Annotated in this window: 5 protein-coding genes and 3 pseudogenes; 6 read left to right on the top strand and 2 right to left on the bottom strand. The window is 39.5% G+C overall.

Going from position 1 to position 8322, the window contains the following annotated elements; all coding sequences use genetic code 11:
* From PX484_RS05260 to PX484_RS05250, 3 genes and pseudogenes are all read left to right on the top strand, one after another.
* Window positions 1-172, top strand: a pseudogene (locus PX484_RS05260) (YqeG family HAD IIIA-type phosphatase); the annotation flags it as partial.
* A 178-nt stretch (window positions 173-350) separates the two neighbouring features.
* Window positions 351-733: pseudogene (locus PX484_RS05255) on the top strand (transposase family protein); the annotation flags it as partial.
* Between the two features lie 876 nt (window positions 734-1609).
* Window positions 1610-2605, top strand: a complete 996-nt coding sequence (locus PX484_RS05250) for a LysR family transcriptional regulator (RefSeq protein WP_002801237.1) — start codon at window positions 1610-1612, stop codon at window positions 2603-2605.
* 40 nt (window positions 2606-2645) lie between these two features.
* Here the strand turns inward: PX484_RS05250 and PX484_RS05245 are convergent, their stop codons facing one another.
* Both PX484_RS05245 and PX484_RS05240 read right to left on the bottom strand, forming a co-directional pair.
* Window positions 2646-3311 (bottom strand): ImmA/IrrE family metallo-endopeptidase, encoded by a 666-nt coding sequence (locus tag PX484_RS05245; RefSeq protein WP_002801238.1) that lies wholly within the window; start codon window positions 3309-3311, stop codon window positions 2646-2648.
* A 5-nt stretch (window positions 3312-3316) separates the two neighbouring features.
* A complete protein-coding gene (locus tag PX484_RS05240; RefSeq protein WP_002801239.1) occupies window positions 3317-3673 on the bottom strand; it encodes a helix-turn-helix domain-containing protein in 357 nt (118 codons plus the stop codon).
* Window positions 3674-3869: 196 nt separating this feature from the next.
* Between PX484_RS05240 and PX484_RS05235 the strand changes: the two genes are divergently transcribed.
* The 3 genes and pseudogenes from PX484_RS05235 to PX484_RS05225 all read left to right on the top strand — a co-directional run.
* A complete protein-coding gene (locus tag PX484_RS05235; RefSeq protein WP_043997751.1) occupies window positions 3870-4661 on the top strand; it encodes a PD-(D/E)XK nuclease family protein in 792 nt (263 codons plus the stop codon).
* A gap of 3 nt (window positions 4662-4664) precedes the next feature.
* Window positions 4665-6908 (top strand): Piwi domain-containing protein, encoded by a 2244-nt coding sequence (locus PX484_RS05230; RefSeq protein WP_287766863.1) that lies wholly within the window; start codon window positions 4665-4667, stop codon window positions 6906-6908.
* 463 nt (window positions 6909-7371) lie between these two features.
* Window positions 7372-8322 (top strand): annotated as a pseudogene (locus PX484_RS05225) (glycogen debranching protein); the annotation flags it as partial.

Here is an 8322-nt window from a genome sequence, read left to right as displayed (position 1 = left end):
GGGAAATCGTCTGGGAATGTTTACCATTCTGGTGAAACCAATGGTAAATCCCTTGACGGGGGGGGCAGCTTATCCAATCCACGATTTTGAGGTGTGGATATCACAAATTCTCGGCGTTTCCCTCCATCCGCAGCATTACTTCATAAAACCTGACCAATCCTCACAAAAGTAAATATTAAAAAATACTTAAGTATAGAGGTAAATGGCGAAAAGTAGAAAATACTATAGATGATTTGAAATGAGGTCAGCCGAGATAAAGACCTTAACGAAAATATGGCACGGGAATTCCCCACTCTCAGCCTAGCGCAGTGGGGATGCCCCGATGGCCTCCTGTCTGCTTTTCAAAAAACATATACGCTGATCAAAATACCGAGGAAATGATCTGTGTCTTCCGGATCAAAGGCAGTGGTCATGATTTTAGTTTATTTAAAAAAAGTCGAGTTCTTTTTCATCTTTTAACTACCAGCATAGAAGACAGTAGTTACCAGGGAATATCTCAATATCATAGTAATATTTATACACCGAAAAATAGAAATTCACAGGCTTAGAAAAGTAGTATAACAAGGCTTTAGCCACAAAAAAAATTATCATTGAACCTATAAACAGTAAACTCAAAATCTTGAAAATATTACCCTGTAAATATCGAAATAGTCGTCTAAGATATGGTTTAATAGTTAACTTGTTAGCGGCTATTTATAGTTATGAGTTAGGGATAAGTACAGAGGCTTCTTAAAAGTTGCCAAACATTAATCAAGTCAAGGGTAATTTATTCTCAATTTTTATAATTGAGATGGTTTGTGCTGCTTAAATAAAGAGGTTTTGATAACCAAATTAAAGCATCTCTAAAGAGTTTTGAGTTAAAAGTTAAACTTCAAATTTTTATTCAGAACCAATGTACTGATTAGCTATTTTTTTGGGAAAATTAGTTAGTCTATAATTATAACATATAATTAGGGTTTGCGGCAAAAAGTTTTTCGTGGGGGCAGGGTGTGGGGTGTAGGGTGTAGGGTGTAGGGTTTTAGCGATTTTCAGGGGGTCAATTACCTAATTTTCAGGGAAAAAGTGCCTAAACTTCCCCCCGATCACCCCAATGTCTGGCACTTTTTGATGGGAAAAAAGTCTAAAATTCTTATCCAACAAGGTTTTTAGATTTATTCAGCAAGCCCTAATTAATTTGCAAGAGTTCTAGTAAACTGTACTGAATTTAAACTGCGTATTAAAAATTTTAGTACAAATGCTCAAACTGCCTCTCCCTGCTCCCTGCTCCCCTGCAATCTTAACGAGTAATTTAGATATAGCAGTTTTCATCAGAATGAGGCATGGGCAAGGGGCTTAAACCCTTTGTTGGCAAAACTTGTCGATACCTCAGTAACGTGAAAAGCGCTATAGTCAACAGCTTAATCAGTGAACTGATAACTTGCATCTGATAACTGATAACTGATAACTGATAACTAATTCAAGGCTGACAGCTAAAATAACCGATCATCGAACTAGCTGAAGCATTGATCCCCGTGGTGTGGTACTGTCAATTCAGTGTATTTATCTGCACTGGCTTAAGATTTGTCGCTATTGCCCTCCCCTTCTCCTGTCGCTCTTTTTGAGGCTTTCTATGACCGACATTCCTTTCACCCTAGACCAACTGAGAATTCTCAAAGCGATCGCCGCCGAAGGAAGCTTTAAACGGGCGGCAGATACCCTGTATGTCTCCCAACCGGCGGTCAGTCTTCAGGTACAAAACCTCGAAAAACAGCTAAATGTGCCTTTATTTGACCGGGGCGGTCGGAAAGCTCAATTAACAGAAGCGGGACACCTACTCTTAAGCTACGGCGAAAAAATTATCACTCTCTGTCAAGAAACCTGTCGGGCGATCGAAGATCTACAAAATCTGCAAGGGGGAACCCTAATCGTCGGTGCTTCTCAAACCACGGGAACCTATCTTCTTCCGCGCATGATCGGTCTGTTTCGGCAAAAATACCCAGAAGTATCCGTACAGCTACAAGTTCATTCCACCCGTCGCACCTCTTGGAGCGTTGCTAACGGTCAAGTGGATTTAGCCATTATCGGGGGGGAAGTTCCCGCCGAATTACAAGAAACCCTGCGGATTATCCCCTACGCAGAAGATGAACTGGCTTTAGTCCTGCCGATTTTTCATCCGCTGTCTAAGGTAGAAATGATTCAAAAAGAGGATTTATATCGACTAAAATTTATCACCCTCGATTCCCAATCGACGATTCGCAAAGTCATCGACAAGGTTTTAACTCGTTGCGAGATCGATACCAAACGCTTAAAAGTGGAGATGGAACTTAACTCGATCGAGGCGATTAAAAATGCCGTACAATCGGGTTTAGGGGCGGCTTTTGTCTCGGTAACAGCGATCGAAAAAGAACTACAAATGGGAGTTATCCACGCTACCCGAATTAAAGATGTGGAAATACGACGCACTTTGTCGGTAATTATTAACCCGAATCGTTATCGATCAAAAGCTGCCGAAGCTTTTACCCTAGAAATACTACCCCAATTCTCCACCTATCCCGAATATCTGGCTGACGACCACAACTTTGAACCGATTCCTAACTCGCAAACCGCCGAAATTATTAGTAAATAAGTCGCTCGATACGGGCAAAATCTCCCTCCGAACATTTAAGCTATCTCTTAGGAAAATTACTGCCGGGGTAAATTACTTTTTTATCGACTTTAATCCAATGGAGACTTTCTAAACGACTTCTAAGATTAGTAATAGTTACTCCCAACTCGTCGGCGATCGCATACAGATGTCCCCATTTCGTCAAGTCACGTCCCTTGATGGCTTTCTCTAACTCACTCATCGGCATTAGTAAACAACTGGCAAAATATTGAGCTTGCCATTCAATTCTTTGGCTAGAATCAACTGTCCGACACAGAAAAGGTTGAATTGTCTCTAAGGAATCTCCCTGATTGATTCGCTCGAAAAAGTTAGAGACAGCGGTTTGATTAATATGAAGGACAAAATGACCAATTTCATGAGCTAAACTCGAATTTTTAAAACCTTCTTTTGCTAGGGATGAATTTTGGGAATCTTTTAAGAATTTTACATCTTCATTGAGAATAATTTTCTTTTCTGTGGGAATAATCATTGCGGCGATTTCTCCCTCTTTATCTGGCTTTATATCCGTCCATTCAATAGCCAAATCAAAATGATCGGCTGCTGCTTCCGCAATATCGCAATTTTTTAAGGGACGACGACGATGAGCTTTTACTTTCTTAAGAATATTGTCTGCCTGAGCTTCAATCACTGTTTTGGGAATAAAACTATAGGGTTTAATAATATCCAAGATATCTACTCCTGCTCATCTAATTTTGTCGCCTCAGAAATGACTTTTTTAGCAAAATTGGGATTGTCTTTCATGCGACGCAATAAAATCGGCATTTGTTGGTATTTTTGAACTAATTCTTTGAAGACTTTTTGATCATCTGAACTCAGTCGTCCCGCTAATTCTCCTAATTTTTGAGCATTTAATTTTAAATGAGTCGCTAAGGACTCAATAACCTGCTGACTAGGAGGATAACCCGCATGATCATTTTCTAGCTTCGATAGATAGGTATAGTCCACCCCAATCAACTTAGCTAGTTCTCTCTGACTATATTCTTCCTCTCGACGAGCTTTGCGGATAACCTGTCCAAATGTTTCTGACACTGCTTTTCTCTCAATCGCTCAAAAAAAATTATATCAAGGGTTGACTATTTCAGTCAACATAGGCTAGAGTTAGTTTATTGGTGTTGATTATTTTAGTCAACACCAGAGCAAACACTGCCGTATCATCCTAGCATTATCCTGACCGAGGGGAAAAATTGTGTCCTGTCAGTTTCCCAAAAAGCCTTGGTATCCTCCGATGAGCTATAGTCTTTGGCGATCGCTTAAACCGGCGATTGGCTATGAGAATTGGCATTGTCAGACAAAACGGGGGTTTGAAAAAGCGCGAAACAAAGAACCAGAAGTTCAAAGATTACTATCGCAAGATAATCAAGTGCAAAAAATTGGTAAGTTGGCACAACGAGGAGTTTTTGAGTTTCATCAAGAGCCGGCGAGATTATCCGGTTCTGATGGGGTGGAACAAGTCGCAGAAATCCTGCAATTAAATCAAGAATATCCAGAAATTAAAGCCAGGGTTTTAGTAATTTTAAACAATTACTATCAACAACCAATTTTATTGAATAAAGAGATTATTAATTTATCTAGAGGCGATGAAGGTTATCCAGAACCTATTGTTATCGAGCAGGGTAACTATCGGTTTAATTTGTCCGCTGCCTTTGATTGTATTTTTAGAGAAGCTGATGACACTATACATATTTTAGATTTGAAAACTGGTCAATCTAATTTTGATCGTCGTCAGGCTCATGTTTATTTACTGGCGGCTAGTTACCTTTATCCTCAGGAAAAAATTGTCGCTTCTTTTTACAACTTAGAAACCCAAACAAGCTCAGAAAATATCTCCCTGTCTTCCGAGGCAATAGAAGCAGTTAAAATCGAACTAGCTTTCCTGTCGAGAAAACATCAGCAACAACTAAAAAAATATAAAGATCACCTCGAAGATTTTTATCATATTTTCCCGCCCCAAAGTGGCTATGCCTGTCGTTATTGTCCTTTTACATCGATTTGTGATTATGCAAATAAGGAGGTTTAGATCATGAATTACACAGCAGCTAACACAGCCAATTCCCCGCTTTTTTTGAGTGAAATTAGTTCCTTAACTCTCAAGAATAGTTGTTTAAATTGTTTTAAGCTTAATTATCAACTTACTAGGGAAATAGGTAATCGTTTTGGTTGGCAATTCAGTCGGAAGTTTCCCAATGTGGTGGTTGTTTTTGAAGATAATTGTTTTTGGGTATTAGCTAAAGATGAAAAATCTCTTCCCTCTCCACAACAGTGGAAAGAAGCTTTATCAGATATTCAAGAGGTTTTACGAGAAGATATTGGCGATCACTATTATTCTATTCATTGGCTAAAAGACTTTCAGATAACAGCTTTAGTCACAGCACAATTAGCAGTTAGAATTCTGAAAATATTTGGTAAATTTTCCTATCCAATAGTTTTTCCTAAAGATAGTGAGATAAGTGAAAACCAAGTACAGGTAAGGAGAGAAGTTAACTTTTGGGCAGAAATCATCAATGACACCGATCCGGCCATTTGTTTAACTATTGAAAGTAGTATTGTCTATAGTGGAGATTTAGAACAGTTTTATGAAAATCATCCCTATAGACAAGATGCTGTTAAATTATTAGTAGGGTTAAAGGTTAAAACTATAGAAACTAATGGGACAGCTAAAATTATTAAAATAGCGGGTACAATTGGGGAAAAAAGAGAGTATCTATTAACAAAAGCCACAGGTTCAATTAGTCGAAGAAAATTAGAAGAAGCTCATCTGGCGCAACCAGTGGTGGCGGTACAATTTGGCAAAAATCCCCAGGAGTATATTTATCCATTGGCAGCTTTAAAACCCTGTATGACAGATAAGGATGAGAGTTTATTTCAAGTCAATTACGGAGACTTATTAAAGAAAACAAAAATCTTCTATGCTGAACGACAAAAACTATTAAAGTTGTATAAACAGGAAGCACAAAAGACTTTAAATAACTTTGGTTTTCAGTTAAGAGAAAGAAGTATTAACAGCAGGGAAAATCCCGACTTCTTTTGGACTCCTCCCATTTCTCTTGAGCAAACTCCCATCTTATTTGGTAAGGGAGAAAGGGGAGAAAAAAGAGAAACTCTCAAAGGATTATCAAAGGGTGGTGTATATAAACGTCATCGAGAATATGTCGATCCTGCTCGTAAAATTCGTTTAGCTATTCTCAAACCAGATAGTTTTAAAGTGGGAGATTTTAGAGAACAATTAGAAAAGCGATTAAAACTTTATAAATTTGAGACTATTTTGCCACCAGAGAATCAAATAAATTTCTCTGTCGAAGGTGTAGGATCTGAAAAAAGAGCTAGACTGGAAGAAGCAGTTGATCAATTAATTGGAGGAGAAATTCCTGTAGATATTGCTTTAGTATTTCTTCCTCAAGAGGATCGCAATGCGGATAATACTGAAGAAGGGAGTTTATATTCCTGGATTAAAAAAAAGTTTCTGGATCGTGGAGTTATAACTCAAATGATTTATGAAAAGACTTTAAATAATAAGAGCAACTATAATAATATTCTCCATCAAGTTGTCCCAGGGATCCTAGCCAAATTAGGAAATTTACCCTATGTCCTTGCTGAACCTCTAGAAATTGCCGATTATTTTATTGGTTTAGATGTGGGAAGGATGCCTAAAAAAAATCTTCCGGGGAGTCTCAATGTTTGTGCAAGTGTGCGACTATATGGCAAACAGGGAGAATTTGTTCGCTGTCGGGTAGAAGATAGTTTAACCGAGGGAGAAGAAATTCCTCAACGGATTCTGGAAAATTGTTTACCGCAAGCTGAACTAAAAAATCAGACAGTTCTCATTTACAGAGATGGTAAATTTCAAGGAAAGGAGGTTGAAAATTTACTGGCAAGAGCGAGAGCAATTAATGCTAAATTTATTCTCGTAGAATGTTATAAGACTGGCAGTCCTAGACTTTATAATTTTGAGCAAAAACAGATAAATGCTCCCTCCAAAGGATTAGCTTTAGCTTTATCAAATCGGGAAGTTATCCTGATAACGTCCCACGTTTCTGAACAAATAGGTGTTCCTCGTCCCTTGCGCTTAAAAGTTAATGAATTAGGAGAACAAGTAAATTTAAAACAGTTAGTTGACACTACGTTAAAATTAACTTTACTTCACTATGGTTCTCTCAAAGAACCCCGTTTACCTATCCCTTTGTATGGAGCGGATGCTATTGCTTATCGACGCTTACAAGGAATTTATCCTAGTTTATTAGAAGATGATTGTCAATTCTGGCTTTAGAGAGAAAAATTATGTAAGTAGTCGTGCAAAATAAATTTCCTAGTGAAGATAGGCACAAGGCAAAAGCTTTATTTTGCTTAGGTACTTAGTAATTCCCATAGCAATCTACACCATCTAAGTAGGTGGGTGGAATTAAATATAAAATGAACGTAGGTTGGGTTGAAGCATGAAACCCAACGCCCGCATGGGTTACGCTACCGCTAACCCATCCTACAAATAATTGTGCCTACCTACTTAGATGAATTAGTCAGTGATTTAGTTAACCAAATTAGTTGACTGACGGCAGAAAATTGAGTGTTCAAAGAAGGACTTACACCGAGAAAATTGATGTTGACAAGCCGAAAATTTATCTCTAGGTTAAATTACACAACTTGTTTTTCTGGGGGAGCAAGCTTTAGATTTTTTTCTTATTTCTTTGAGCGAAAAATGTCTATCATCAAAGGCGATATTATCCCGCCAATTTATGATACCAGCGATCGGTCAAAATCATCCCCAATCTGGTAATTATGCCCCCCTAGATAGCCATCTTTGGGCCGATGCCACCTATCCCCTCGGGGCCCATTATCGGGGCGATAGTGTCACCTTTGCCGTCTATTCTAAAAATGCCAGTCAGATTCTTCTGGAAATCTACGATCGCCCGACGGGAGAAAACGCTAAGTATGATTACTGGTTGACAAAAAACCCAAATGATGATATATGGCGGGCAAAAATCGCCGGTATTGCCCAGGGCAGTTACTACGCTTTTCGCTGTTGGGGTCCCAATTGGCAATTTGATCAAAAATGGCAAAAAGGCCACAGTAACGCTGGTTTTCGGGCAGATGTGGACGATTTCGGCCATCGTTTTAACCCCAATAAAGTCCTCTTCGATCCCTACGCGCGAGAACTTTCCCACGACCTTGAAACCCTGGCCATGATCGCGGCCGGAGAAAATGCTGGAATCTATGCCACGGGAGAAGGGAACTACAAAGGAGTGATCCGGCGGCAATACGATACGGGTAAATGGTCGCCCAAAGGCATTGTGATCGCGCCAGATGGGACTTCTACCGGTACTCGTCCCCGTCTGGGTGCCGAAAAAGCGATCATTTATGAGGCCCATGTGCGCGGTTTAAGCAATCACCCCTCTGCTAGTCGTTTAGAAGATATTCTCAAGGGAATTAGGGGTTTTGAGGAAGTGGCTAACGTTCCTGACCAGTACAGGGGAACTTATGCGGGAGCCGGCTATATGGCCAAATACCTAAAAGCGCTGGGATTTACCACGATCGAACTCTTACCAGTCCAGGAAACCGCTAACGATAATAACCCCGACGATCGCCCCGGCGGTAACTATTGGGGTTACATGACCTTTGGTTATTTCGCCCCCGATCGCCGTTATGCTTATGATCGCTCCCCCGGGGGACCGACCAGAGAATTTAAG

Origin of the sequence: Microcystis sp. M49636_WE2 (genome assembly GCF_030065375.1) — a bacterium.
In the GTDB taxonomy this organism is placed as follows: Bacteria; Cyanobacteriota; Cyanobacteriia; order Cyanobacteriales; family Microcystaceae; genus Microcystis; species Microcystis aeruginosa_C.
This window is presented reverse-complemented; position numbering and strand designations above follow the sequence as displayed.